The organism is Acidilutibacter cellobiosedens (assembly GCF_004103715.1).
Classification (GTDB): Bacteria; Bacillota; Clostridia; order Tissierellales; family Acidilutibacteraceae; genus Acidilutibacter; species Acidilutibacter cellobiosedens.
Genome location: NZ_CP035282.1, coordinates 2,175,628 through 2,201,254, shown reverse-complemented (window position 1 = coordinate 2,201,254; position 25,627 = coordinate 2,175,628). Strand labels below are relative to the sequence as shown.

Here is a 25,627-nt window from a genome sequence, read left to right as displayed (position 1 = left end):
GTTTTAAATAGAGTGAGGATATTTATAAATGAAAAAAGTTAAGATGATACTTACAAATAGGTTTGACCCTGATGTTAGGGTTTATAAAGAAGCTAAATATTTAGTAGATAATGGTTTAGATGTTGAGATACTATGCTGGGATAGAGAAAGTGAATATTCTAAAATTAAAGAAAGTGTAATAGATGGAATTAAAATCAAAAGGTTTTTTCCATATTCTGAATATGGTACTGGCTTTAAGCAGTTAAGGCCTTTTGTAAGATTTATTAATGAATGTAAAGAATATTTAAAAAATAAGGAATATCAATATTTGCATTGCCATGATTTAGATGGAGTAATTGCGGGATATTTCATTAAAAATAATTATACAAAATTTATATTTGATATGCATGAGAATTATGAGATTAATGGTAGAAACCAAAAAATAAGATATATAGTAAGGTTTATGGTAAACTTTTTTCAAAACAAATCTGATTTTATAATTTATGTTAATGAGACGCAGAAAAACTTTGCATCTAATAAGAACAAAAGAAAATTTATATGTATACCTAATTATCCGGATATACAAAATTATGCTGTATGTAAAAAAATTAAATCTGATAATCTTAGAGTTTCGTATATAGGAGCAGTAAGACAGTACAATGAATTAAAAAACTTGATGGATGCTTGTAAAGAAATGAGTAATGTAAAGATAGCTATTCACGGAGCAGGAGTGGCATATAAACAATTAAATAAGATAAAGGATGATTACAATAACGTGGTTGTTACGGGAAGGTATGAATTCACTGAAAGTGCTAAATTTTATAGTGAGGCTGATTTGTTATATGTGTTATATCCAACTACTTCGATGCAGTACACTACATCTTACCCGGTTAAATTATACGAAGCTATAGTTACTAAGACTCCCGTAATAGTTGGTAAAGGAACTGTTTTAAATAACTTTGTAAATAAATATGGGATTGGATTTACAGTAGATGGAAGCAACATTAATGAAATAAGAGATTTAATAGAATATTTAAATAATAATAGAAATGTAATTAATGAAAAAATAAGGAATTTAGAGAAAATACAATATGATTATAGCTGGAATGATGTAGTTAAAAATTTAGATAAGATATATGGGTAAATACTGAAAGTTATTGAAATAGATAATTTTGTATTTTAATGATATAATTTTGTAGTACGATACTTAATTTTTTAAGAGGCATAAAATGAGGTGAATTTAGAAATGACCCCAAAAGATAAATACAGACAATTATGTAAAGAAGATAAGTCTATACCTATATTTTCAAAAGATTGGTGGATGGATGCAGTTTGTGGTGAAAATGATTGGAATGTTTTAATAGTTGAAAAGGGTGGAGAAATAGTAGCTTCTATGCCCATATATATAAAGAAAAAACATGGGTTAAAATATATCACTCAACCTAAACTTACTCAAAATAATGGTATTATATAAGATATCCCCAAAATCAAAAGTATGAAAAAAGATTATCTTATGAAAAAGAGGTTATGAATGATATAATAGATCAAATAGAACAATTGGGTATAGTTTATTATCAGCAGAATTTTCATTATTCTATAACAAATTGGTTACCATTTTATTGGAGAAAATTTGAGCAGACAACAAGATATACTTATGTAATTGAAGATATTAGTGATTTGGATATGGTTTATAATAATTTTAGTAAGAGTGCTAGAAATCATATAAAAAAACAAAAAGGTAATTTTACCGTAGTCAGAAGTGATAATATAGAACAATTTTATTCTATTAATAAAATGACTTTTGATAGACAGAAAGTTGAGATACCATATTCAAGCAAATTTTTAATTAATCTGGATAATGCATGTAAAAAAGAAAAATGCAGGGAGATATTGTTTGCGTTTGATAAAGAAAATAATATTAATACTTCAATATATGTAGTTTGGGATTTCAATAGTGCATATTTATTAATGTCAGGCTCCAATCCAAAGTATAGAAATAATAATGCAAAATTATTACTTGTTTTAGATTCAATAAATCATGTATCGAATTTTACTAAGAAGTTTGATTTTGAGGGAAGTATGATAGAGAAAATTGCAAATTATAATAATAATTTTGGTGCGGTTCAGAAACCATATTTTACAATATCTAAGGTTTTTAAATACAAAATTCCTATTAACATATACAAAAGTTTAAGAAAACAATAGAGGCAAGGTGATATTTTGGATGATAGAATAATGACCAAAAATTCAATAGAATATACTGTAAATCAATTATTTAAAATTGCTAATCCAAAAGATAATTTAAAATATAGTATTAGTATTAATGAAAATAAAAAAGAGGTTGCTGTTAGCATTAAAGAAAACAGTAAAAGAGTTGTCTTTAATTTAGTAAATGATAATGATTGGTATGACTTAGTCAGTGGAAAATGTAAAGAAATACATTGGACAGATGATGCAGATAATATGTATAAAATTCCCGTTTTGTTTTGGGCGAATAAAGAACTGCCTTTTGTTGGAATAAACAGCGATGAAGTTATTTTTAATGGGGATATTGTTTCATCAAGTTTTTTTATGCTCTCCAGATGGGAAGAAAGATTGAATTATGAAAGGGATATTCATGGTAGATTTAAATTTGTTAACAGCATTGCTTATAAATACAATTTTATAGATATACCAATAGTAGATGAATATGCTATGTTATTAAGAAAATATTTAAAAAAATTATTTCCAAATGTAAATTTGGGAGAAAATGAATTTCATATTAAATTAAGTCATGATATAGACGACATCAGGAGATTTAAAACTGCTAAAACAGCCATTAGAACTTTAGGTGGGGATTTGATAAAAAGTAAAAGTATTGGTTTATTTAATAGATCATTAAAAGAGTGGGGAAAATCTTTAAAGCATCCGATCAAAGATCCGTATTTTTTAGGAATATATAAATTAGCTGATATATCTAAAAGGTATAGTATGGATAGTGCGTTTTATTTTAAAACATCAAATAAAAGCTCCTATGATAGTGGATATGTCATAGAAGATTATGTTAAAGAGTGTATTTCTTTTTTACAAAATGAAGGTTTTGAAATAGGTTTTCATGCAGGGTATTATACATTTCAAGATTATGAAAAGTTTATAGAAGAAAAGAAAAAACTTGATAAAGTATTAGGATATACAAGTTATGGAGGAAGGCAGCATTATCTAAGATTTAATATAAATACAACGTGGAAGTATTGGGAGAAAGCAGGATTAGGATATGATTCTACTGTTTGTTATGCTGAGCATGAAGGATTTAGATGCGGTACATGCCATCCCTTTAAACCTTTTAATATGGAGGAAGATAGAGAATTGAATATTATAGAGATACCCCTTATAGCTATGGATGGAACGCTTAAAACATATAGAAAATTGAGGATTAAAGAGGGTTCGGACTCTATTTTAAAATTAAAGAATAGATGCAGAAAAGTTGAAGGGACATTCACTCTACTTTGGCATAATACTTCTATATATAGGGGTTGGGAGGAATGGTTCGATGAGGTTTATTGTCATGATTTAGGATATTAAGCTATGATTAAAAGATTAATATAATAGTAGAATTTAGATGTTAAAAAGGATGAATAAAATGTTAATAGTAAAAGAATCAGAACTTAAAGTTAATGAAGATAAAAAAATAAGTACAGCTGTTATGTCTTCTTTTGTAATATTAATGGGGCAATATTTTATACTATATTTTTTCAATATTGAAAGTACAAAGATGGGAGAAAATATACAATTAATTTCTAAAGCTATTGTTGGATTATTTTTTCTCAGAGTGTTTCCGACTGTATTTAAAAAGCAGGGTACTTTGTTTATATTAATGTATTGTGTTTTTTTAGCTATCTTTTCTTTTAATTATCTTTTTTTTCAGCAAAATATTGTGTATTTGAATGATGTTTTATTTAAATTTTTTTTCATATGTTTGCCTTGTTTTTTATATAGTTTTAGCATAAATGATAGGAGAATATTAAGGGACATTATGGAAAAATGTGGATTAATAGTTTTTATTATAGGATTAATAATTGGATTTTTGGTTTTTATAAAAAAAATATCTTTAGGCTCATATAGTATGTCATTATCATATTATATGCTTCTTCCAACTCTTATATTTATGGATAAATTCTTTGAAAAATTTTCGATCAAGTCAATTATATTTTCCATAGTTTCTTTATTCGTAATGCTTGCTTTAGGCTCAAGAGGTGCTATAATGTGCGTTGGAGTATATGTAATATTATATTTATTAATTAATAGCAGAGGAATTAATGCTAAAAAATTTTTAATTAATATAGTTATTTTTGTATTAATTATATTTATTTTGATATATTTAAAAGAAATTTTTATATTTATGAATAGAATATTAAATAAATTTGGCATATATAGCAGGAGTATTAACTTATTTTTAAAAAATGAGATAAATCTTAGCGGAAGAGATGTTATTTATGATGAGGTACTGTACCAAATTGAATCTAATCCTATTTTAGGTATTGGGTTAGGTGGGGATAGATTGTATACAGGTGGGAGCTATTCTCATAACATCATTTTGGAAATAGTTTCTGGATTCGGAGTAGTATTTGGAACGATTATATTGATTATTATTGGAATTATAAGTACTAAATCATTATTCTCAAAGGATATAGAGGAATCTAATTTAATGTTGATTTGGTTTTGCATAGGTTTTGTTCCTTTAATGGTAAGTGGTTCATATTTAATTGATTTCCAGCTTTGGATATATTTGGGATTAGCGGTTAGATTTTTAAAGGAATTAAAGGGAAAGAAGAAGATTGGCTATAAAGGTAGATAGGGTATTATCAATTAGAAGGCACAGGAAGGCACAGAAGGCACAGGGACGTTTTGTTTGCCGGATTTTGATATGGTGAAATGATATGAGAGTGCGAAAATGGATGCTTTATTGTCCATAAGTTTTATTTATTTGTAAGTTGATATACTAATGCTTTTTTAGCTTATATGTATATACAGCCGGAAAGGTTTTATTTTGATATAAAATCTTTCCGGCTTATTTATATTAATTTTCCATTTGCTTTCTCAGTTTTTTCAATGCGGTTGTTTTGGTGTTTATAACGGTTGTTTATGCTAATCTAAAAATAGGTCAGCTGGCTCATTGAAAATTAAGTCACTTTCTTAAGAAAATATGGTATCCTTTCAGTATAAACTGGGAGGAGGAAGAGAAGGAAGTGATAAAATTGAATCAAAAACAAAAAATCATATTTAAACATATTGACGGTATGAGCAATCGAAGCATTGCCAGTGAGCTTCACATGAGCAAGGATACTGTAAATAAATATGTAAATGAGTATGAAAATCAAAAGCAAGAACTTTTAGCAAAAAATCCTGAAACAGATACAAAAGAATTAATTCAAGCAATTGTTGAAAAACCAAAATACAATTCTGAAAACAGAGGGCCAAACAAGGTAACATCTGAGATGATTGAAGTAATTGAAGAATGCTTAAAGGTTAATGAATGAAAGCGTGCTAACGGTAGTTAAAAGATTAGTTAAAACAATCGAGGATAGGCATCGTGAAGCTTTCATAAGACAAGAATATGTTCTTGGAGATGTATGTGAATTTGACTGGGGTACGGCAAAATTAGATATAGGGGGAGAAGGATATAAAGCTTATCAAATGGCAGTTTTTACTCCTGCTAAAAGCGGAATCAGATATTCAATGCTTTTTAAATCTCAAGATACTCCAGCATTTCAACAATCACATGCAGAATTTTTCTCATTTTGCAAAGGTAATTTTAGAACAATGGTCTATGATAATATGAGGGTTGCAGTTAAGAAATTTGTTGGATTGTTCGAAAAAGAGCCAACAAAAGCATTGACAGAATTATCAATATACTATGGATTCAACTTTAGGTTCACGAATATTGCAAAAGGCAATGAAAAGGGCCACGTTGAGAGAAGTGTAGAATATGTTAGAAGAAAAGTATTCAGTGAGCCGGGTAATGACAAATTCGACACTCTTGCAGAAGCAAACAAGTTTCTTTTTGAAGAATGTATGAAGCTTAATAATAAAGAAACATCTAACGGATTGGTGCCGATGGAAATCTTTAAAGAAGAGCAAAAACACTTGTTTCCTAACTTACCTAAGTTTGAAAGCAGTATTTATTCAGAAAACCGTGTTGACAAATATTCGACCGTAACGGTAAGTCAAAATCATTATTCTGTACCGGATACATTAGTTGGTAAAATGGTAAAAGTGAAGATGTTTACAGATAAGATAATTATCTACTACGATAACAGCATTGTAGCTAAACATGACCGCAGTTTTAAACTGCATGACTGGAAAATTGAGATTCATCATTATCTTAGAACTCTACATAAAAAACCAGGTGCCCTCAAAGGAAGCACAGCACTGCTCCAAACGGACACCCAGATCAAATATATCTATGAACAGTATTATACCAAAGATGCCAAGACATTTCTACAAGTTTTAGAAATTATTTATGAAAAAGGAATCCATGCTGTGACAGAAGCTTTAAGGGAACTTGAAAAACTGTCACCAATGGATATGAGTGCTGATAAGGTTAAGGTGATTTGTGAAAGTAGAAAGGAAAAAGAAATTTGCGTTACTGTTCCATTAAATGATCATCTAACTGAAAAATCAAGGAGCACATTATCGATTTATGATAAACTTGCAGCACTCCAATCAAGAAAGCTTAACAAGGAGGCTGTATAGTATGAAGGTTAAATTAAATGAAGAGATTAAAGAATACTGTAATATATTGAAACTTAAAGGAATTAAAACTCACTATGAAGAAGTAATATCTGAAGCGGCTGATTATGAGGATTTTCTTCATAAGCTTTTAACTTATGAGATGGAAGAAAAGGATAAGCGTTCCATTGAATGTCGTATTCGAAATGCACATTTGCCTTACAGGCAATATATTGAAGATATTGAAATTGACTGTCTCCCAGTAGATATGCAGAAAAGACTTCCTGAGTTAGCAACACTTGATTTTATCGAAAAAGGCAAAAATATCATAATGACCGGTAACCCGGGAACCGGAAAAACTATGGTTAGTATTGCTTTAGCATTAAAGGCTTGCATGGCAGGTTATAAGGTTCTGTTCACGACAATTCCACTACTGGTTACTACATTGAAGGAAAGCAATAGCGCTAAGACCTTGAGATATTTTGAGAATAGATTTGAAAAATATGACCTTGTAGTGGCAAATGAACTTGGGTACACCTCGTTTGACCGGGAAGGGACAGATTTGCTGTTTAACAATCTTTCTTTAAGGGCAGCAAGGAAATCAACAATAATTACTTCTAACCTTTCATTTGAGCGTTGGATTGAGGTTTTCGGTGATCCGACAGTTACAAGTGCGATGATAGATAGACTTACTTACAAGGCAATTCTTGTCGACATGGAGGGTGATTCTTATCGGCTAAGAGAAACATTAAGAGAAAATGGTGCATCTATTAAATCTTTAACAGCTTAAAGTATTTGTGCCTTTGTACACAAATTTTAGAGGCACATTTATTTACAAGAAAGTGACCTAAAATTAAATGGTCTTTTGACCTAATTTTCGGTTGACAAATACATATAATAAAGTTATATTTGTGAATTTGAAGCAGTCTGTAGATGAAATTAAATAATTAGGAGGACTTCATGATAAAGTTAAATTTTAAGAAAAGAGAGAATGGGGTACCTATTTTAAGCAGAATGGAAATAGAAAATATTGCAGAGAGAATTCTTAAAGATTATGATAATAAAATTTTAAGTAAGCCAAACAGTTTAGATATTGAAGATTTTGTTGAGATTTATTTGGACTTATATATGGATTATAAAGATTTATCAAATAATCAGTCAATACTAGGAATGACGGTTTTTAATGACTGTTATGTAACAATATATGATCCTGAAAATAATGATGTTAAAGATATTCCGGTAAGAGAAGGAACAATTTTTATAGATAACAGTTTTTTAAATAGTAATCAAATAGGAAGGAAAAGATTTACATTGGGACATGAAGCAAGTCATTGGCTATTACATAAGTTTAAATACGGTTTTGATTCAAATCAAATGACTTTTCTTGATGAATCACCTCAAAAATTAGTCCCTGTCACTAAATGCAGAAAAGATAATATTGAAAGATCCGCAAATATAGTGAGAAAATTGGTTAGTGATGACGACTGGGTCGAATGGCAGGCGGATTATCTAGCATCAACTTTATTAATGCCTAAAGCTACATTTAGCAGAGTGGTCAAAAAGAAGTTTATAGAAAAGGGTATAACAAAAGGTTACTATGAATACAATAATGATAAAAATTTAGATTTATGGATAAATACTGTAGTTTCTGAATTGGCCGATATATTTAATGTTTCCATAACAGCAGCAAAAATTAGACTTAAAAACTTAGAATTTGTAAAAGAGAAAGGCATAGGGAAACAAAGTTTTATTGATTAAAAATAATTCGGGATAAAATAATTATTTATTGACAAATCATTTTAATTGGAGTATCATTAATAATGTAAGCTAACAAGTAAACATAGTTTATTAGAGTAAGAAGGTGTAAATAATGGATGATATAAGATTTGGAGAATATATTACTGAAAAACGAAAGACGGCAAGGATTACACTGAGAAAAATGGCGGAAATGATAGGTATTTCACCTGCTTATTTGAGTGATATAGAGAAAAGTAGAAGAAATCCACCGGATGTCGGTATACTGGGAAAAATTTCATCAATATTAAATTTAACAGAAGAAGAGCGGGATAAGATGTTTGATCTGGCAGGAAAAGATAGGAATGAAGTATCTCCGGATTTGCCAGAGTATATTATGAAAAAGCCAGTAGTTAGAGCTGCTCTAAGAAAAGCCAGTAAACAGGGGGCAACAGATGATGATTGGAAAAAGTTTATTGAGAAATTAGATAAAGAATAAAGCGAGAATATTAATGAAATAACATTATGGTTTATCCCATAATGTTATTTAAAGGCCATGGTGTTAACAATAGTGCTAACAAGCATATAAGATAACAACAAGGATTCAGTGAAATTCAGTATTTTAAGGTTTTTGTTATATATAAAGTATGGTCGAAAAGTTTAATCGAAAGTGTTATTAAAAATTTTTTTATAAACAAAGAAAGAAAAATAGGGAAATTATGGACAAAGCTGTAGGCATACATGTATACGTGAATATTAAAAACTTAACGAAAATCATTAGAGAGGAGAGGTAAATATGAGCATTGTTAAATCATTTTCTGTGGGTGAAGGTGATATGTTTTGCATTAAACATAACGTTGATAGCTTTACAACTATAGATTGTTGCTATTCTGATGATGATAACCGTAATGCTATATTTAATGAAATTAAAAATTTATCTAATTCTAAAGGTATCTCAAGGTTTATTTCGACTCATCCTGACGAAGATCATATAAAAGGAATTAATGAATTTTATACTGAAGTTGATATTACAAATTTTTACTGTGTGGAAAATGAGGCAACAAAAGAAGATGAAACAGATAGCTTTAAACAATATTGTGAGTTACGTGATTCGAGTAAAGCCTATTATGTTGAAAAAGGATGTCGAAGAAGGTGGTTGAATGAAGAAGATGAAGAACGCGGAGGTGCTGGAATTAATTTTTTATGGCCTATTACTTCAGATGATGATTATAAAGATGAGTTGGTCAAAGCCAAGGAGGGAACATCATACAACAACATTTCACCCATATTTACGTATTCAGTCGAAGATGGAGTAAAAATAATGTGGATGGGAGATATAGAACATGTTTTCCTTGAGAAAATAAAAGAAAAAATAGAATGGGATGAGATTGATATATTATTTGCTCCCCATCATGGGCGTGAATCTGGGAAAGTGTCATCTGATGTATTAAAACAGCTCAATCCTCAAATAATTGTGGTAGGAGAAGCTCCCTCGGAGAATTTAAACTATTATAGTGGGTATAATACCATAACTCAGAATTTAGCAGGAGATATTACCTTTGATTGTGGTAATGATAAAGTGGATGTTTATGTGTCAAATTTTAACTATAATGTATCATTTTTGAGTGATGATGAAAAAAGTGATACAGATATCAAGCACTATATTGGTTCATTTACACCAAAAGCATAATGATACATTTTTGATTAGAGTATCGGCTTATATACGATATGGGATTATATAATAGTAAAATATTGTAAAGTTCAGGTATAAAAACTTATATTAACGTAATGGGAGGAATATAGGCTTTGGAAAGATTTTTAGATAAGATTAGTTCTTATAACCTACTAAATAATTTATTACCTGGGGTAATACTATGTTTTCTTATTAGAAAAAGAATCAAATATTCTTTATTGTTAGGGAATAGCTTGGTTGAAAATTTGTTTGTTTATTATTTTATTGGAATTGTAGTAAGTCGATTCGGTTCAGTTGTAGTTGAACCAATATGTAAGAAACTTAAAATTATTACATTTATGCCTTATGATAATTTTGTATTAGCAAGTTATAAAGATCCGAAAGTTGATATATTGTCTGAAACTAACAATACTTATCGTACTTTTCTTTCTTTATTTATTGTTTATGGAATTTTTATTATATGGAATGCTTTGATCAGGGATTGTTTGTTTATAAAAAGATGGCAGAACTTATTTCTATGTATGGCCTTAATTATATTATTTGCGTTATCTTATAATAAACAAATAAACTATATAAATAGAAGAATTAAAGTTACTATTGAAAATGAGGAAAAGAATAATTGTATGTAATTCACATAACACAGAGAGATACCAGAATGATTTTTTAAAATAGTGACTTTTCCACTGGCTCAGGACGCTCTCTATGTGTTAGGATAGTTGTCATATAATATAAATTTGAAACCTTAATTCTTATGGAAGCAGAATTATCTAAATACTTTAGATATGGAAGGTATGTACTCAGAGGAGGGAGAACCAATGTATTAAAGCCAATCAAGATATTGCTGAAGATTTTCGAGAACTTAAATCTGCTCTGAAGGAATAAAAAGGTAATGTTAAAGATATTGAAAAGGAATTAAATATTAAAGATAGAGCACTGGCAAAGGCAGATGAGGGAATATAACTATCCTATTATTTTTTGTGCAGAAGATAAAGTAAGATTTTAAGTAATATTTATAAAAAATAAAGAGGAATGTTTGGAATATTGTAGAATATTTATAGTGAATTTTAGAATAATTTGTTGGAAATTTATTTGGAATGATTGGAATGGCACAATTTCTATTTTAAAAGGAACAAATAGAGATATAATGGCAGATTAATTCACTGACTTTTAATTAAAGTAGGTTAGTTATTTTCATAAAATTTAAAATATTTAATTTGATAGTGTAAAGTAGCCTATGAAAAACAAGAATAAAAAATCAGGCTGAATAGAATGAATATTCCGTTTAGAAAGTGCACTCTTTCCGGAAATTCAGAGCACCTAAATCCGATATTTCAGAGCAGGTGTTTCCGCTGTGGAGTGCAGTCCTCTATAATGAATTTATGCACATAAAATGTGTAAATTCATTACAGGAGGTCGATAACCATGACTGATTATCGAGAAATCATCAGACTAAAAAGTCTGGAGTTTAGCAATGTTGCCATTGCCAATAGTTTAAGTTGCTCTCGCAACACGGTTTCTGAAGTGATTAAGCTTGCAGAAACGCATTCTCTGGGATGGCCTATTCCTGACGCACTGACAAACAGTGACATTGAGCATCTGTTTTATCCGGACAGAGGTAACAATGAAGGAAGACGGCTCCCTGACTATGAGTATGTCTACAACGAGCTTGCCAAGCCGGGTGTAACACTTTCTCTTTTGTGGGCAGAATACTGTGCCAAATGTGAGACAGAAGATACGATTCCGTATCAGCACACGCAGTTCAATGACAAGTACCATGCTTATGCCGCATCAAAGAAAGCAACACTCAGAGTCAAGCGTAAGCCCGGAGAAACAATGGAAGTGGACTGGGCAGGTGATACCATTAAGGTTTATGATATTGCCAATACCAGTGACATATCGGCATATTTATTTGTTGCCGTACTTCCATGCAGTCTGTACGGATATGCTGAAGCTTTCCCGGATATGAAATCCAATCACTGGATAGAGGCTCATATGCATGCGTACTCATTCTTTGGCGGTGTAACCCGTATTCTTGTTCCGGATAATCTTAAAACAGGTGTTATCAAGAATACGAGGACAGAGCTTATAGAGGCAAGGGGACGTTTTGTTTGCCGGATCTTGATATGGTGAAATGATATCAGAGTGCGAAAATGGATGCTTTATTGTCCATAAGTTTTATTTATTTGTAAGTTGATATACTAATGCTTTTTTAGCTTATATGTATATACAGCCGAAAGGGTTTTATGTGTGAGCATAAAATCTTCCCGGCTTATTTATATTAATTTTCCATTTGTTTTCTCAGTTTTTTCAATGCTGTTGTTTTGGTGTTAATCACGGTTCTGTAGGATATTTTCAATATACGGGATATCTCTTTTATGCTTTTGTTTTTTATATAATAATAGATGATTATTTTTCTTTGCCTTTGGGTTAATACTCTCATCGCTTTTCTTAAATGTGTCTTTCTTTCTTTTTCCAAAACTTTATCCAAAGGAGATTTGTCTGTGTCGGAAATCAAATCCAAAATTTCATCCCCGTCTTCTCCGATAGGTTTATTTAATGAGGAAGGTTTTTCTTTTTTGTATTTATGTTTATCAAGGTAATAAAATTTAAGTTTCATTTTTATAAACCATAAAAAGTTAACATCTTTTTCTTCGTCAAATTCGTCTATTCCGTTGAGGATTACTTCATATCCTTGTTGAAGCAGATCTTCATATTGAGAAAAGTCATTGTAATATTTTCTGATGCTTTTTATAATTAAAGGTTTTAGTTTTCTTAGAAGTTCTTCTTTTTTGTGTACATTGCCATTTTTAATTTCTTTGTATGAATTTTTGGTTAAGGCCATTTTAGACTCCTAAATAAATTTTGGTAGGCTTTACATTATTATATATTAATCGGTATTGGCATCCGTTCCGGCATAGGCTCCGGACGGTATATTTTTCCTTTAAGTATATTTCTACACCGGCAGTTATCACAACCGCCGGCGTAGAATTTATTTTATTTTTTTAGAATGTTATTTCTTCTGTTTCCGTAGTTATTATCTTTGCGTTAACCACTTCCGCTAAACTTTCTCCTTTATAGTCGAATATATTCGCTGTGACTATGCTGTCCATCACATTTTTGATTTCTTCGGAAGTAAGGTTTTCTTTCGGGTTATCCACGGATATGCTGATTTTTTTATTTCCGCTCGTTTTGAAATTCATCTGAATTTTTGATTCCGCCATTTGAATTCATTCCTCCTTTCCTGATTTTATATATTTGAATTATTCTTCCTCTAATTCAATTTCTTCGATTCTTTTCACTTTAAGCAGGGGAAGAGATTGAAGAGCCGATATAGAGCCGGCAACCTGATAAAATTTTTCGTTATCAGTATCCGGTTTTATATTGCCGTAAGTCTTGAACTTTGTTATTTGTTTGTCTCCGTCCATTCCGCCGTCAAATTCGAGTTTCATCTTGGATTCGTACTTATATTCTTTTAAACTCATTTTTTTCACCCCCTTCTACTTCTTATATAGAAAATAAAAGAGGATTTTACTATTGTAAAATTTTAAAAGAATTCATAATATTTATAAAAAATAAGGAGGAATATCCAAAATATTGTAGAATTAGTATAATAAAATGTTGGATAATTTGGAATTTCCAATGTATGATTTCCCAAATATAGTAGGAGAATTAAGGTGTGAGCAAAAGCATACAACTCCTGAAAGGGTAGAAACAATTAAAGATGTACTGATGTATTTTCAAGTAATATAAAATCTGAATATGAAAATATAAAGTTGTTTGTTTTGAATTTGAGCAATATGGGAGGGGATTAATATGTATTTATCATCATTAACGATTAGAAATTTTCGCTGTTTTGACGAAAACGAACATAGAATTACCTTCAAAAAAGGTCTAACCGTTCTTGTAGGAGAAAATGATTCTGGAAAATCGGCAATCATGGATGCAATAAAAATTGTTTTTGGTACAACAGATTTGAACTGGCACAGAATTGAAACAGACGATTTTTATAACGAAGATACTGCACGCGAAATTGAAATTGTATGTAAATTTGAAGATTTAACGGAAGGTGAGATGGGAGCTTTTTTGGAGTGTCTTACTTATGAGGATGTAGAGAAAAAGACACCTTGCTTATATCTATATTGGAAATGCAAATATTTAACAACTTTTAAGCCACTACGACCAATATCGAATATTTCTACAGGAAAAAAAGGTATTGGAGCAGCACCATCGGCAGAGGCAAGGGAATTGCTGAGAACGACATATTTAAGAGCATTGAGGGATGCATACAGTGATATGCAATCAGGCAAGCACTCAAGACTGTCCCAAATTATGAGAAATACTTCTGTGGTTGATAAAGGAGAGGATAAATATGAGGAGGGAAAGGACTTACATAGCCTTTCGCTTGTAGGCATTGCTAATTTATCAAATGAATTATTGGCCGATCATCCTGCATTGAATTCAATAAATAAGGAAATTACAACAATCCTTAGTGAGCAAATGTTGTTAAAAAGAGATACAATAAAAACGAGGTTAGAAGTGACAGATACAAATTCTAATAATTTACAAAAAGAAATAGCTTTATTAGAGAAATTAGATCTTGCAGTAGATAAAGATGCATGTTCCATGCAAGGAAAAGTAGGACTTGGAACAAGCAATGTCTTGAGTATGGCATGTGAACTTCTTTTACATAAAAAAGCAGAGAAAGATAATAAGTCCTGTTTTTTGCTGATTGAAGAACCAGAAGCACATATTCATGCTCAGAGGCAATTGAAATTGATACAATCTTTAGAAAATGAAGCAGAGAAAAGTAATAGACAAATAATAATTACAACGCATTCACCTTTATTAGCTTCTGCTGTAAAATTAAATAATATTGTGATTGTAAAGTCGGGAGATGTATATTCTTTAGCGGAAGATTATACAATGCTTGAGAGTGATGATTACGTTTTTCTAGAAAAATATCTGGATGCAACAAAAGCAAATTTATTCTTTGCTCGAAGTGTCGTCATAGTTGAAGGTCCTGGAGAAATGTTGTTACTGCCTACATTAGCAAAATTATTAGATTGTAGCTTTACTGATTATGGAGTATCATTAGTGGATGTCAGAAGTAAAGGATTAAGGAGATATGCAAGAATATTCCAGCGCAAAGAGTCACAAAAAGAATTGGACATAAATGTGGCATGTATTACAGATAGAGATGTAATGCCCGATTGTGCTCCAAGGATATGTATTAATGAACAATATACAGAGAATAAAAATACATGGCCTAATAAATCAAAAAGGGTTTGGCGTGCAGAATCAGATTATACTCTTGAAAAGGCTAAAGAGCATTTGAAAAAGATCAAAGAAAAAACAGATGGGCAGAAAGTACGAACTTTTATTGCGGGACATTGGACATTAGAATATGATTTGGCATACATTGGATTAGAATATGAGGATATGAAAGATATACTAATAGATGCGTTAATGAAAGTAAGTTATGTTAAATCTAACAGGGACGAAAATAAAAGAAAATTTATAGAGTTAATGAATTCGTGTAAAACAATAGAAGAAAAAGCCTCTCACTTTTACAGCTTTTTTACATCAAAAAAGGCTTCAAAAGCTGATTTTGCACAGCAGTTAGCATATGATTTGGAAAGAAAATACATGGGGAAAGCAGATGAGTTAAAAGATAAAATACCTCAGTATCTTGTGAAAGCGATAAAGTATGTAACTAAGAGGTGATAGATTGTGGAAATTGATCGATTAAAGGAAATTGAAATTACTGATGAAGATATCCAATGGGTGGAGGAGACTTTGGGACATGAGGTTCATTTTGATTCAACAAGAGTAAATATTATAAAAAATATGTATTCTGTAGATATACAGGCCTTTCCAGGTAGTGGGAAAACAACAATTTTAGTTGCAAAATTAGCTATACTTGCAAAAAAGTGGCCATATGATAATTTGGGTATATGTGTTCTATCCCACACGAATGTTGCCCGAGAAGAAATAGAGGAAAGATTAGGCAATAATGAGATTGGTAGAAAATTATTATCATATCCTCATTTTATAGGAACATTGCACTCTTTTTTTGACACATATGTTGCACTGCCATGGATTCGTTCAAAAGGACTAAATATAGACTTAATTAATACAGAATATGTGAATTTTCTAAGATGGATGAGGCTTTCCTATGAAACTCGTTATTATTTAAAAAGACAACGTAAGAATGAAAGTATTTGTTCATATAAAGGGTGTATAGGAGAGATTGATTTGGATAAAGGTGGTGAGACCAAGGCAAAAATTTTAGATGTGATAGAAAAAACCCAGAAAGAAGGATATTTTACATTTGATGAAATGCTTTTGTATGCAAAACAAGCATTGGAAGAATTGGATGGAATTTCATCATCTATACAGCAGCGCTTTCCCATTCTTTTTATTGATGAAGCTCAAGATACAGATTCTTTTCAATGGGATTTATTAGAGAAAGCATTTAATAAAGATGGAATATGTAGCATTAGACAAGGATATGGTGATAGCAACCAAGCAATATATAATAATTTATATGTCGATGATGAGTCATCTCATTTTCCCAGAGAAGGAGCATTAGTTTTAAACGAAAGCATGAGGTTTGATTCACGAATTGCTAAATTGGCAAATACGGTAGCATTATCAAAAGAACGAATGGATGGAACAGAAAATGTTTTTTCTGAAGGGAAGATTGCTCATACAATATTTTTATTTCAAAAAGATAAAGCACCACAGGTAATAGATGAATTTGGACAACTTATTTTAAATACTTTTTCCGATAAGGAAATAAGTGAGTATCAAAAAGAAGGGTGCCATGTTGTTGGCATGGTTCATTGTAAAAAAGAAGATACTCCGGAGAAACAATTTCCAAAAGGAATATATGATTATTGGGAATTATATGAACCAGAAAAAGCTAGTAAGAGCATGGTACATAAATTTTTGATTCAATATTTTAGATATGGAATAATTGAATTTCAAAGAAGTGGTGAAAGGTCTTTGCAGGTCGAATGGATTTCTAAAGGTTTAAGAAGGTTGATAAACAAGGCGAAAAAATGTAATTATGTACCAGTTTCTGGCAATATTTTTGCTTCATTATTAAAAGTTCTGCCTGATGATTGTCAGACAGATTTTAGAAAAATGGTTTATGAACTGTCTGGTACAAGTGATGCTATCTCTAAGTCAAAATGGAATTCAATGTTGGGTGTTATGAAACAGATGCTGAAATTATTTGATATTACAATATCTCAAGATATTGAAGAATTTATAAAATGGATAGATGAGGAGAATAACGAGGTTCAAGATGGTGGGAAAATAGGGAAGGTACTCCCGAATCATTATATTTATACTGATAAAGAAACACAACGCATTGTAGATATTGAATTTGGAAGTATACATTCTGTAAAAGGAAGGACTCATTTGGCTACACTTGTTCTTGAAACATTTTTGAAAACACATAATATGAAAGCTATACTAAAGTTTTTATGTGCAACACCGCCTAAATCCGTGGGAAAAAATCAAAAACGGTTAAGATGTCAGTATGTAGCTATGACCCGGGCTAGGGCATTGCTTTGTTTAGATAGAGTCAAGTTACTGTAGGGAAAAAATATATAGATATCATCCATATTTTAAAAAATAAATTGTTTTATACAATTATTCCCTATGTTTGTAAAATAAGTTCTCCTTTTATTTCTTTTGGTATAAAATTTTTTATTACTTCGTTGCCGATTTGCTATTGACATGGAGCCTCTGCCTGCATGGTTTGTGTACATAAAGGGGGTAACCCATAGATAAACGTACCACCCTCCTTTACAGGTTACCATGCAGGCTACTCCATATCAATGGCCCGCTACGCCAAATCTTTTATCTCTATGGTTTTCTAACTAATATGCTAACTTTATAACTCTATTATATAACTTTTATTTTTTGCTACAACTATTCTTACCTCTTATTTTACTTTACTTAAATTCTACCCATTATTGCTCTTATTTCGTTATATAATCCTGTCTTTTCTCCTCTCACTATTGCTGTCGGCCTAATGTCCCAAGTATCATTATACCTGTTCGCAATACTTCTTGCTTCTTTTATTAATTCATCTTGTATCTGTTCTTTCTCTTCTTTTTCCCTTTTCATCTTTTGCGCCATTACTAAATCATATACTTTCCCTCCGTTCCCTTTGTAAATTAATAACTTCGACATTTTACCGACTCCTATTTTTGACCATCCTTTTGGTCTGCTGCTCAAACGGCTTGAAAATATATGGCTTACGTGTCCTTCCGTACTACATCCTATTATTCCTATCCCTTCTTCTGCTCTTATCTCTATTCCGTCCCAATTGTTTAATATATATTGTTCTGCTCTTTTTACTGCTCCCTTCTTTGTTTTATTTTCTGTAAGGCTCAATATCTCTTTAAATACTTTTTTTACTTCTTCTCTGTCCGGCCAGTCAACCGCATCTTTCAATTCCTGTCTTATTATTTCATTATTTAGATGCGCGGTTGCTGTTATTATACACTTTTTCAGATGATATCCGTCAAGCACAAATTTACTCTTTTCAATCCACTTTACTCCTTGGCGTATCCAGGATGCTCCATCTCCCGATATATATATTTTCTCTACATAATTCATGTTGTATTGTTTGTCTATATAATCTGCTGCTTCAAGCCATAATTTTTCCGTATTTTCATACATCCCTCCAAAATATTTTACATTCTTTAACCTCTTTCTGCTTTTACTGCTTTTTTCTGCATCTATTCCTTCATGTACATAAACGATCTTTGGCATTGCTATATTATACTTGCTTTTGTTAATTCCTTTTTGCTGTAGATGCACATGATCTTCATCCGCTTCTATATATAATGTTTTTATATCCTTCTTCTTGTATTTTTTAGTTTCTGTTGTTGTAAAATCAAGGTTGTGTATTTTATCCATCACGGCCTGTTTACTTATTTCATTCATATATGATGCTTTTTCTCCCGCTTTTCTATAGCTGCTTTCCGCTGCCTCATCGACTGCATTTATTATTACATCCTCACTCATTTTTTCATGCGGTTTTATTCCAACCATATCATCAACAAGATGATGCCTTTTTCCTCCCATTTTGGGTTTAAAATACGTTCTTTCATATGTTACAATACCAAAACTTGTTAAAATCCTATTTTTATCTTTTCTTACTATTTCCCATTTTTTCTTTCTAACTCCGCTGTTACGTAGATATTCATCCATATTCTCCAATACTTCTGTTATAATATCTCTTCCAAGCTCAAATAAAATTTTTTGTAAGGCAAGTATTAAACCAACAATATTTTTATTCCCTTCCATGAAATTTTTTATCTCATTTTCAATTTTTTTTACTCCAAACTCATTAAAATGTTGTATACTATTATACATAGAAGATATCATCCTTTCTTAATTTATTGGTGTTTCAACTTATATTTTAATAGGATGATATCTTCTTTTCAACTATATATGGAAATATATTCTATTTCCCTACTGTAATTTTACACTAACCTTTGTTTAGCTATTCCAATTGATTTTGTGGATGATAAGACACAGAAAAAATTACAGGGCATTGGTTGGAATATTAAGATAATTAATTGAATTGAAAAATGAGAAATATATTTGAGAATATGGGAAGAAATGGGGATACTTTATTTGTTTTTTGCTTCCGCTTGTTTTGCAATTCATCTGAATTTTTGATTCTGCCATTTGAATTCGCTCCTCCTTTCTTTATTTTTTATATTTGAATTGTTATTCTTTCTCTAATTCGATTTCTTCAATTCTTTTTACTTTAAGCAAAGGAAGAGACTGAAGTCCAGATATAGAACCGGCAACCTGATAAAATTTTTCGTTATCGGTATCAGGCTTTATATTGCCGCAGGCACAGGGACGTTTTGTTTGCCAGATTTTGATATGGTGAAATGATATCAGAGTGCGAAAATGGATGCTTTATTGTCCATAAGTTTTATTTATTTGTAAGTTGATATACTAATGCTTTTTTAGCTTATATGTATATACAGCCGGAAGGGTTTTATGTGTGAGCATAAAATCTTTCCGACTTCTTTATATTAATTTTCCATTTGCTTTCTCAGTTTTTTCAATGCGGTTGTTTTGGTGTTAATCACAGTTCTGTAGGATATCTTCAATATATGGGATATCTCTTTTATGCTTTTGTTTTTTATATAATAATAGATGATTATTTTCCTTTGTCTTTGGGTTAATACTCTCATCGCTTTTCTTAAATGTGTCTTTCTTTCTTTTTCCAAAACTTTATCCAAAGGAGATTTGTCTGTGTCGGGAATCAAATCCAAAATTTCATCCCCGTCTTCTCCGATAGGTTTATTTAATGAGGAAGGTTTTTCTTTTTTGTATTTATGTTTATCAAGGTAATAAAATTTAAGTTTCATTTTTATAAACCATAAAAAGTTAACATCTTTTTCTTCGTCAAATTCGTCTATTCCGTTGAGGATTACTTCATATCCTTGTTGAAGCAGATCTTCATATTGAGAAAAGTCATTGTAATATTTTCTGATACTTTTTATGATTAAGGGCTTTAGCTTTCTCAGAAGTTCTTCTCTTTTGTGAGGATTTCTTTTAAATGATTTTGTCATATATCTATCCTCCATTTTAAAATAGGAGTAAGGAATATTCCCTTATTTATATATTAAATGGTATAGGTACCCGTTCCGGAATAGGCTCCGTACGGTATATTTTTCCTTTAAGTATATTTCTACACCGGCAGTTATCACAACCGCTGGTGTAGAAATTATTTTATTTTTTTAGAATGTTATTTCTTCTGTTTCCGTAGTTATTATCTTTGCGTTAACCACTTCCGCCAGACTTTCTCCTTTATAGTCGAATATATTCGCTGTGACTATGCTGTCCATCACATTTTTGATTTCTTCGGAAGTAAGGTTTTCTTTCGGGTTATCCACGGATATGCTGACTTTTTTGTTTCCGCTCGTTTTGAAATTCATCTGAATTTTTGATTCTGCCATTTGAATTTACTCCTCCTTTCTTGAATTTATATATTTTTTAATTATTCTTCTTCTAATTCGATTTCTTCGATTCTTTTCACCTTAAGCAAAGGAAGAGACTGAAGTCCAGATATAGAACCGGCAGCCTGATAAAATTTTTCGTTATCGGTATCAGGTTTTATATTGCCGTAAGTCTTGGATTTTGTTATTTGTTTATCTCCGTCCATTCCGCCGTCAAATTCGAGTTTCATCTTGGATTCGTACTTATATTCATTTATAGCCATTTTTTTCACCTCCTTCTACTTCTTATATAGAAGATATAGGGGAATTTTACTATTGTGATTTTTAGAAAATATATTGTAATATTTATGAAATATAAGAAGGAATATTTGGAATGGTGTAGAATTGATATAACAGGTTGTTGAATAGTTTCCGAAGAATTTATTTTATTTAAAATTTGTAATATAGCAAATAATTTTTTATTTTTTAAAAATAATTAAAGCTTGAATATATTTGAATATTTTAAAATGAAAAATATGTGTATTTTGATCTTTAAAGTTTATTTAAAGATTTGGAGAATCTTATAGCTATCAATATTGAGAGTGTTATATCTGAAGATAGTTTGATGACTATTTTTCAAGAACGCAAAAGTAAAGAAGAACCGGATATTTTAGCTCTTGACAGAAAAGGAGATATGTCCATTTTAGAGTTAAAACGTTGGGAATCTGACCCTGAGAATTTACTTTAAGTTCTAAGATACGGACAAATATTTGGACAATACAACTATGAGATGCTAAACAATTTATTTAGAAAGCACAAAAAGGATTCTTTAGTTGAACTCCTTGAAGAACATAAGAAATACTTTGACTTACGAAGAGAAGAAGAGCTTCGCGAGAATGAGATTAACAGAAAACAGCATTTTTTAATTATTACAGATGGAACCGATACCAGATAAACAGTTAATTATTGGAATGATACGGGATTATCGATTAATGCAATAGTTTATAGAGTTTTTTTAACAGAAAAAAATGAAAAACTTATTAAATTTGATACTTTTAGTCCAGATAATGATGTTATTGAACTTGAAGAAGGTTGTTATATACTGAATACGAATTTAAAAAACAGTGGAGTTGATGATGCGGATATGGTTAATAACGGTAAAATAGCAGCTTATTATGAGCCATGGAATATAATATCAACAAAATAAAAAAGAGAGACAGAGTATTTCTATATAGGAGTGGCACGGGAGTCGTTGCGATGGGCATTGGAAACGGAGAAATAAAAAAGAAAAATTACCATGATAAAATTACAGATATAAATGAGGAATGTTATACCTATTTAGATAACTATGTTAAATTATCGAAACCACTTAAGGCATCTGAGATTAAAAAAATTACTAATACAAATTATGTTTTCAGGGCTACAATGTTTGGAATAGGAGAGGAAAATGGCAGGAAACTTTGGGATTACATTATAAATAACTGTTGTAATCAATCATAAAAGAGTATTTTTAGTTTTTTTGCAATTATTTTGTCAACATCGACTTTTTCAATATGGAGGAAAAGATTTTTAAAATTAAATAGAGGAACCATGAGATATTTATTTAGAAATATATTAATATATTATTTGTAGAAATGTTAGGGGGAATCTTGGGTATGTCTTTAGGTTATCCATCATGCAATATATGTAAAATGTGGGGAGTGGAAAGTCCGCATCTTCATAAAGAAGTAGAAATAGAAGGCATATTAAAGAAAGATGATATTAATTGTGATAAATATTCTATAGAAGCAGAAAATAAAATTTTAGAAGAAGGAGATATTATATATAAATACTTTGAGAAGGAATCTTTAATGTATAAGATAAAGAGTAATCAAAATATAGGTTCAGTGATTAGGTGCATGTGTAGGAACTGTATATTCAAATCACTTAATCCAGAGTATTTAGTACATTATGGAGATGGAGTTTATGGTTCATATCACAAAAATTTAAGAGACGCAGATATATCACCAATAATTAAGCAAACACATGGTATAAATGTAGACAGCTTGAAGTATAGAGTAAAAATTAGGATTATAATGAAGGAAAAGTTTAAAAAGATTAGTAAAACCGGTGGCGTTGTTAAAAGCATTCCTAATGGATATTTAATTAAAGATAGAATTGTATTTGCAGAAAAGGGAACTTTTCAGATTTTGGGATTTGAAAGATGGAATGAAGTTGAGTGGGAAGATATAGTTATTTGAATATATCAGCTATAAACGAGGGTGATAATCATGAGTATTTCTGATTTTAAAGTAAAAATTTCAGATAAAATGGATAAAGATATTTATAGTATTATAGAAAAATCTTTATTAAATACTAACAGAAAAAAATTGGATAATGAGATTAATACTTTAGCCTTAAGAATTGTAAATGAACCAGATTTAGGATGGGCTACTCAACTCAAAAAGTTTGTACATAATAATCCTATTTTTATTAAGATACTAAGAGATAAATTATCTAAATCTTATAGTGATTGTGATGAAAATATGCAGATAGCTTTGATTAATTTAGGGATTTTGTTTATAGATGAAATAGGATACAATTGGATTAAAAAGTTTATAAAGGGTGGGGTTCACTCTTTTGCAAAGTATGATTTATTTTCATTTTTAGTTAGTAAAAATTTAAAGTTTGCAAAAGAATTAGATGATGAATATGTAAAATCTAATTTTGGTGATTTTATTAGGATTGATACTAATGATATAAAGGTATTAGTTAATGCTGTAAATAATGATGAAAATAATATAAATGTTTTAGAAAAACTAATTGATGATACACCTTTTTTAAGATTTGAAATTATTGAATATATTATTTCTTTATTAAGAAGTGATAATAATTTTGAAATGGGGCAAATATTTTTAGAAAGGATTTTAAGTTCTAAAAATGAATGTGTTGTTCAATTAGCTTTTGATATTTTGGAATCGAAAACAGCCAAGAAAAGAATGGAGGAAAAGTACCGCTATACTATATCAGAGTATATTTTTAGTTCTTATATTAATTTAAATAATTCATCCTCAATTCTATTAAAAAATTCGTTAAAAGGATTAATTAATAATACTAAGAAAGAAAAAAAATTTGACGAAGTGTCATTTGCAGCACGAAATGGAATTAAAAATTTATCTGAAAATGATAGAAAAATTTTATATGAAACAGCTCAAAATTATTCTAAAACTTATGTTAATGATGCAGACTTAAATATTATAAGAATTCCTTCTAATGAAAAATGGGATATAGCAGATTATTCTTATTTCTTGCAAGAATATTTTGAACAATGCAATAGAGAGGCAAAGGAATTGGCTAAAATACTTGGATTTCCAGTTTTAGTTGATGAGTTTGAAACCAAAGAATTTGAAGGCTGCTTAATAAGACATTCATCATTGATAAAACCTATAATAGTAGCAAATAAAGTCGGGAAGTCCACAGGAAGACTTAATTTTACAATTGCTCATGAAATAGGTCATGGAATTTTAAAAGGGCATGATCGTATAAGCGAATATGTTTGTAATAGCAGTGATATATGTGAGGATGAATTTAATACTAAAATAAATGAAAAAGAAAATGAAGCGAACAGATTTGCAAAAAATTTATTATTGCCTAAAAAAATGTTTTTGAAAATAATAGAAAATTTGAATTTTGATTATAAAAATATTCTTAAATTGAAAAATAAATTTAATACATCTATAACCTTGACAGCTATGAGATGGGTAGAATTGAGCAAAGATGATATAGCTATTTTTTATACTATAGGTGAAAATTATAAATGGTGGAAGGGTTCAGAAACTTTTTTCGATAAATATAACGATAAAGAGCCTAAGTCTATTATTAAGGTAAACAATATTTATAATGCTATAGAAAATCCATCTATTACAATAGAAGACGTTTATGATTCTGATGAATGGTTTGAAGAAAAAACAAGATATAAATTTTTTATACAATCAAAATGTATTTATAAAAATAAGGTACTATCACTTATATATATTAAAGAAGATTTATAAGACGTGGGACACCCGCTGAGTAAGGTTTAGCAAACCACTCATAGCGAGTCTTAGGCATCATCAGGCGACTTATGATGTCAAGCGTAGACAGTTAGGCAGTAGGCGGTAAACAATAGTTGAAGGGATAGAGCCCCGAAATCCCAATCAGGAAGGTTGATGGTTTGATAGGATTAAATCAAGTGATAACAAAGCAAGATAATCCAATGCACATAGGGAGTCAGATTACTGCATAGTACCAAGGAAACAGAGTAATTCCTGTTGAGGGAAGGCGGTAACACAATATCGGCCTTCAAAGGGAAACAACAATCTTATGCGGAGGAGGAAAATTGGTGGAAACAAAACTAAGAAGGATAGCAGAAATAGCTATTTGCTGTAAATGATAGAGTGAAGAGCCGCATGCCTTAATAGGGCACGTACGGTTCTGTGAGGGGTTGGAGCCAAGAGGCTCCGCCTACTCGACGTGCGCCAGGTTTTTACTATATTAAAGAACAATATTA

The 25,627-nt window shown here is 30.4% G+C and carries 30 protein-coding genes; 21 read left to right on the top strand and 9 right to left on the bottom strand.

Features of this window, described 5'->3' with window-relative positions; genetic code table 11:
• The first annotated feature begins 28 nt into the window (after positions 1-28).
• The 13 genes from EQM13_RS10600 (at position 29) to EQM13_RS10540 (ending at position 12,244) form a co-directional block, all read left to right on the top strand.
• The gene (locus EQM13_RS10600) at positions 29-1,123 is read left to right on the top strand and encodes a glycosyltransferase (RefSeq protein WP_128752642.1); all 1,095 of its coding nucleotides are present in this window, start codon (positions 29-31) and stop codon (positions 1,121-1,123) included.
• Between the two features lie 90 nt (positions 1,124-1,213).
• Positions 1,214-1,453, top strand: a complete 240-nt coding sequence (locus tag EQM13_RS10595) for a hypothetical protein (protein ID WP_128752641.1) — start codon at positions 1,214-1,216, stop codon at positions 1,451-1,453.
• 53 nt (positions 1,454-1,506) lie between these two features.
• On the top strand, positions 1,507-2,184 hold the full coding sequence (locus EQM13_RS10590; protein ID WP_128752640.1) for a methicillin resistance protein: 678 nt from the start codon (positions 1,507-1,509) through the stop codon (positions 2,182-2,184).
• A 15-nt stretch (positions 2,185-2,199) separates the two neighbouring features.
• Complete coding sequence (locus tag EQM13_RS10585) at positions 2,200-3,540, top strand: polysaccharide deacetylase family protein (RefSeq protein WP_128752639.1); 1,341 nt, start codon at positions 2,200-2,202, stop codon at positions 3,538-3,540.
• Between the two features lie 58 nt (positions 3,541-3,598).
• A complete protein-coding gene (locus EQM13_RS10580; protein WP_161567225.1) occupies positions 3,599-4,813 on the top strand; it encodes an O-antigen ligase family protein in 1,215 nt (404 codons plus the stop codon).
• A 391-nt stretch (positions 4,814-5,204) separates the two neighbouring features.
• Positions 5,205-5,495, top strand: a complete 291-nt coding sequence (locus EQM13_RS10575; RefSeq protein WP_128752637.1) for a helix-turn-helix domain-containing protein — start codon at positions 5,205-5,207, stop codon at positions 5,493-5,495.
• The gene (locus EQM13_RS10570; RefSeq protein ID WP_128752636.1) at positions 5,488-6,711 is read left to right on the top strand and encodes a Mu transposase domain-containing protein; all 1,224 of its coding nucleotides are present in this window, start codon (positions 5,488-5,490) and stop codon (positions 6,709-6,711) included. The genes EQM13_RS10575 and EQM13_RS10570 overlap by 8 nt, the downstream gene beginning before the upstream one ends.
• Position 6,712: 1 nt before the next feature.
• A complete protein-coding gene (gene istB, locus EQM13_RS10565; protein WP_128752635.1) occupies positions 6,713-7,477 on the top strand; it encodes an IS21-like element helper ATPase IstB in 765 nt (254 codons plus the stop codon).
• Positions 7,478-7,647: 170 nt separating this feature from the next.
• Positions 7,648-8,445, top strand: a complete 798-nt coding sequence (locus tag EQM13_RS10560; RefSeq protein ID WP_128752634.1) for an ImmA/IrrE family metallo-endopeptidase — start codon at positions 7,648-7,650, stop codon at positions 8,443-8,445.
• A 112-nt stretch (positions 8,446-8,557) separates the two neighbouring features.
• Positions 8,558-8,920 carry a helix-turn-helix domain-containing protein gene (locus EQM13_RS10555; protein ID WP_128752633.1) on the top strand — a complete coding sequence of 121 codons (363 nt, stop codon included), beginning with the start codon at positions 8,558-8,560 and terminating at the stop codon, positions 8,918-8,920.
• Between the two features lie 297 nt (positions 8,921-9,217).
• Entirely contained in the window at positions 9,218-10,111 is an 894-nt protein-coding gene (locus EQM13_RS10550) for a ComEC/Rec2 family competence protein (protein ID WP_128752632.1), read from the top strand.
• A gap of 116 nt (positions 10,112-10,227) precedes the next feature.
• Complete coding sequence (locus tag EQM13_RS10545) at positions 10,228-10,743, top strand: hypothetical protein (protein WP_128752631.1); 516 nt, start codon at positions 10,228-10,230, stop codon at positions 10,741-10,743.
• Between the two features lie 793 nt (positions 10,744-11,536).
• A complete protein-coding gene (locus tag EQM13_RS10540) occupies positions 11,537-12,244 on the top strand; it encodes a DDE-type integrase/transposase/recombinase (RefSeq protein ID WP_206172680.1) in 708 nt (235 codons plus the stop codon).
• Between the two features lie 148 nt (positions 12,245-12,392).
• On the opposite strand, the gene EQM13_RS10535 is transcribed toward EQM13_RS10540, so the two are convergent.
• The 3 genes from EQM13_RS10535 to EQM13_RS10525 all read right to left on the bottom strand — a co-directional run bounded on the left by EQM13_RS10535 (position 12,393) and on the right by EQM13_RS10525 (position 13,596).
• The gene (locus tag EQM13_RS10535) at positions 12,393-12,956 is read right to left on the bottom strand and encodes an RNA polymerase sigma factor (RefSeq protein WP_128752630.1); all 564 of its coding nucleotides are present in this window, start codon (positions 12,954-12,956) and stop codon (positions 12,393-12,395) included.
• Between the two features lie 160 nt (positions 12,957-13,116).
• Positions 13,117-13,335, bottom strand: coding sequence for a DUF2922 domain-containing protein (locus EQM13_RS10530; protein WP_128752629.1), 219 nt, complete (start codon positions 13,333-13,335; stop codon positions 13,117-13,119).
• Positions 13,336-13,374: 39 nt separating this feature from the next.
• On the bottom strand, positions 13,375-13,596 hold the full coding sequence (locus EQM13_RS10525; RefSeq protein ID WP_128752628.1) for a DUF1659 domain-containing protein: 222 nt from the start codon (positions 13,594-13,596) through the stop codon (positions 13,375-13,377).
• 133 nt (positions 13,597-13,729) lie between these two features.
• Between EQM13_RS10525 and EQM13_RS18855 the strand changes: the two genes are divergently transcribed.
• From EQM13_RS18855 to EQM13_RS10515, 3 genes are all read left to right on the top strand, one after another.
• Positions 13,730-13,864 (top strand): hypothetical protein, encoded by a 135-nt coding sequence (locus EQM13_RS18855; RefSeq protein ID WP_255417516.1) that lies wholly within the window; start codon positions 13,730-13,732, stop codon positions 13,862-13,864.
• 63 nt (positions 13,865-13,927) lie between these two features.
• Positions 13,928-15,838, top strand: coding sequence for an ATP-dependent nuclease (locus EQM13_RS10520; RefSeq protein WP_128752627.1), 1,911 nt, complete (start codon positions 13,928-13,930; stop codon positions 15,836-15,838).
• Between the two features lie 6 nt (positions 15,839-15,844).
• Positions 15,845-17,722, top strand: a complete 1,878-nt coding sequence (locus tag EQM13_RS10515) for a UvrD-helicase domain-containing protein (protein ID WP_128752626.1) — start codon at positions 15,845-15,847, stop codon at positions 17,720-17,722.
• Between the two features lie 363 nt (positions 17,723-18,085).
• Here EQM13_RS10515 and EQM13_RS10510 read toward each other — a convergent pair whose 3' ends face one another.
• From EQM13_RS10510 to EQM13_RS10495, 6 genes are all read right to left on the bottom strand, one after another.
• The gene (locus EQM13_RS10510) at positions 18,086-19,513 is read right to left on the bottom strand and encodes an ISLre2 family transposase (protein WP_206172679.1); all 1,428 of its coding nucleotides are present in this window, start codon (positions 19,511-19,513) and stop codon (positions 18,086-18,088) included.
• Positions 19,514-19,684: 171 nt separating this feature from the next.
• The gene (locus EQM13_RS18250; protein WP_161567224.1) at positions 19,685-19,831 is read right to left on the bottom strand and encodes a hypothetical protein; all 147 of its coding nucleotides are present in this window, start codon (positions 19,829-19,831) and stop codon (positions 19,685-19,687) included.
• Positions 19,832-19,873: 42 nt separating this feature from the next.
• Entirely contained in the window at positions 19,874-19,993 is a 120-nt protein-coding gene (locus tag EQM13_RS19115; protein ID WP_454665260.1) for a DUF1659 domain-containing protein, read from the bottom strand.
• Positions 19,994-20,190: 197 nt separating this feature from the next.
• Complete coding sequence (locus EQM13_RS10505) at positions 20,191-20,733, bottom strand: sigma-70 family RNA polymerase sigma factor (protein WP_161567223.1); 543 nt, start codon at positions 20,731-20,733, stop codon at positions 20,191-20,193.
• A gap of 168 nt (positions 20,734-20,901) precedes the next feature.
• Entirely contained in the window at positions 20,902-21,120 is a 219-nt protein-coding gene (locus EQM13_RS10500) for a DUF2922 domain-containing protein (protein WP_114218888.1), read from the bottom strand.
• 41 nt (positions 21,121-21,161) lie between these two features.
• Entirely contained in the window at positions 21,162-21,383 is a 222-nt protein-coding gene (locus EQM13_RS10495) for a DUF1659 domain-containing protein (RefSeq protein ID WP_128752623.1), read from the bottom strand.
• A gap of 287 nt (positions 21,384-21,670) precedes the next feature.
• On the opposite strand from EQM13_RS10495, the gene EQM13_RS18245 reads away from it, so the two are divergent.
• The 5 genes from EQM13_RS18245 (at position 21,671) to EQM13_RS10480 (ending at position 25,130) form a co-directional block, all read left to right on the top strand.
• On the top strand, positions 21,671-21,847 hold the full coding sequence (locus tag EQM13_RS18245; RefSeq protein ID WP_161567222.1) for a PDDEXK family nuclease: 177 nt from the start codon (positions 21,671-21,673) through the stop codon (positions 21,845-21,847).
• Positions 21,848-21,889: 42 nt separating this feature from the next.
• Entirely contained in the window at positions 21,890-22,054 is a 165-nt protein-coding gene (locus tag EQM13_RS18240; protein ID WP_161567221.1) for a hypothetical protein, read from the top strand.
• Positions 22,055-22,356: 302 nt separating this feature from the next.
• Positions 22,357-22,599: a hypothetical protein gene (locus EQM13_RS10490; protein WP_128752622.1), complete on the top strand. Its 243-nt coding sequence runs from the start codon at positions 22,357-22,359 to the stop codon at positions 22,597-22,599.
• A 155-nt stretch (positions 22,600-22,754) separates the two neighbouring features.
• Entirely contained in the window at positions 22,755-23,339 is a 585-nt protein-coding gene (locus EQM13_RS10485; protein ID WP_114218892.1) for a hypothetical protein, read from the top strand.
• Between the two features lie 30 nt (positions 23,340-23,369).
• Positions 23,370-25,130, top strand: coding sequence for an ImmA/IrrE family metallo-endopeptidase (locus EQM13_RS10480; RefSeq protein ID WP_128752621.1), 1,761 nt, complete (start codon positions 23,370-23,372; stop codon positions 25,128-25,130).
• The last annotated feature ends 497 nt before the right edge of the window (positions 25,131-25,627 follow it).

Bases quoted from the DNA above. Each gene is read 5' to 3' on its own strand.
- EQM13_RS10600 (WP_128752642.1), top strand. From the start codon at position 29: ATGAAAAAAGTTAAGATGATACTTACAAATAGGTTTGACCCTGATGTT.
- EQM13_RS10590 (WP_128752640.1), top strand. From the start codon at position 1,507: ATGAATGATATAATAGATCAAATAGAACAATTGGGTATAGTTTATTAT.
- EQM13_RS10580 (WP_161567225.1), top strand. From the start codon at position 3,599: ATGTTAATAGTAAAAGAATCAGAACTTAAAGTTAATGAAGATAAAAAA.
- EQM13_RS10570 (WP_128752636.1), top strand. From the start codon at position 5,488: ATGAATGAAAGCGTGCTAACGGTAGTTAAAAGATTAGTTAAAACAATC.
- istB (WP_128752635.1), top strand. From the start codon at position 6,713: ATGAAGGTTAAATTAAATGAAGAGATTAAAGAATACTGTAATATATTG.
- EQM13_RS10560 (WP_128752634.1), top strand. From the start codon at position 7,648: ATGATAAAGTTAAATTTTAAGAAAAGAGAGAATGGGGTACCTATTTTA.
- EQM13_RS10555 (WP_128752633.1), top strand. From the start codon at position 8,558: ATGGATGATATAAGATTTGGAGAATATATTACTGAAAAACGAAAGACG.
- EQM13_RS10550 (WP_128752632.1), top strand. From the start codon at position 9,218: ATGAGCATTGTTAAATCATTTTCTGTGGGTGAAGGTGATATGTTTTGC.
- EQM13_RS10540 (WP_206172680.1), top strand. From the start codon at position 11,537: ATGACTGATTATCGAGAAATCATCAGACTAAAAAGTCTGGAGTTTAGC.
- EQM13_RS10535 (WP_128752630.1), bottom strand. From the start codon at position 12,956: ATGGCCTTAACCAAAAATTCATACAAAGAAATTAAAAATGGCAATGTA.
- EQM13_RS10530 (WP_128752629.1), bottom strand. From the start codon at position 13,335: ATGGCGGAATCAAAAATTCAGATGAATTTCAAAACGAGCGGAAATAAA.
- EQM13_RS10525 (WP_128752628.1), bottom strand. From the start codon at position 13,596: ATGAGTTTAAAAGAATATAAGTACGAATCCAAGATGAAACTCGAATTT.
- EQM13_RS18855 (WP_255417516.1), top strand. From the start codon at position 13,730: ATGTTGGATAATTTGGAATTTCCAATGTATGATTTCCCAAATATAGTA.
- EQM13_RS10520 (WP_128752627.1), top strand. From the start codon at position 13,928: ATGTATTTATCATCATTAACGATTAGAAATTTTCGCTGTTTTGACGAA.
- EQM13_RS10510 (WP_206172679.1), bottom strand. From the start codon at position 19,513: ATGTATAATAGTATACAACATTTTAATGAGTTTGGAGTAAAAAAAATT.
- EQM13_RS18250 (WP_161567224.1), bottom strand. From the start codon at position 19,831: ATGGCAGAATCAAAAATTCAGATGAATTGCAAAACAAGCGGAAGCAAA.
- EQM13_RS10505 (WP_161567223.1), bottom strand. From the start codon at position 20,733: ATGACAAAATCATTTAAAAGAAATCCTCACAAAAGAGAAGAACTTCTG.
- EQM13_RS10500 (WP_114218888.1), bottom strand. From the start codon at position 21,120: ATGGCAGAATCAAAAATTCAGATGAATTTCAAAACGAGCGGAAACAAA.
- EQM13_RS10495 (WP_128752623.1), bottom strand. From the start codon at position 21,383: ATGGCTATAAATGAATATAAGTACGAATCCAAGATGAAACTCGAATTT.
- EQM13_RS18240 (WP_161567221.1), top strand. From the start codon at position 21,890: ATGCTAAACAATTTATTTAGAAAGCACAAAAAGGATTCTTTAGTTGAA.
- EQM13_RS10490 (WP_128752622.1), top strand. From the start codon at position 22,357: ATGGGCATTGGAAACGGAGAAATAAAAAAGAAAAATTACCATGATAAA.
- EQM13_RS10485 (WP_114218892.1), top strand. From the start codon at position 22,755: ATGTCTTTAGGTTATCCATCATGCAATATATGTAAAATGTGGGGAGTG.
- EQM13_RS10480 (WP_128752621.1), top strand. From the start codon at position 23,370: ATGAGTATTTCTGATTTTAAAGTAAAAATTTCAGATAAAATGGATAAA.